Raw genomic sequence first — 359 nt, forward strand, 5'->3', positions numbered from 1 at the left:
GACGTGTTCGGGGAAGCCGATGTCGCTGCGGGTGCCGAGGCCGAGGCGCCAGCCGCGGACTTCGACGGAGCAGCCGTGGTCGCCGGGTTCGAAGAGGGTGCGGGCGTCGCGCGGGAGGTGTTGGGCGTCGTAGGCGATCTGGGCTTCGCCGTCGAGGCCGACGACGATGAGGGACATGGTGCGGCGTCCGCCGCGGCGGACGGCGGCGCCGACGACGGCGACGGTGCGGCTGGCGTAGCAGGCGGCGGCGAGGTCGTCGAGGCGGCGGTCGCCGGGGACGATGTCGCAGGCGGCGGGGTCGGTGCGGATGAGGTCGAGGTCGTACCCGGACAGGAACATCTCGGGCAGCACGACGATGT

Annotated in this window: 1 protein-coding gene; it reads right to left on the reverse strand. The window is 73.5% G+C overall.

What is annotated here, in order from left to right; translation table 11 throughout:
• Positions 1–359 (reverse strand): nitrilase-related carbon-nitrogen hydrolase (locus AC1DSF_RS31490; RefSeq protein ID WP_478184230.1); only part of this gene is annotated, 359 nt, incomplete at both ends.

Source organism: Variovorax sp. 01N429, from assembly GCF_056399425.1.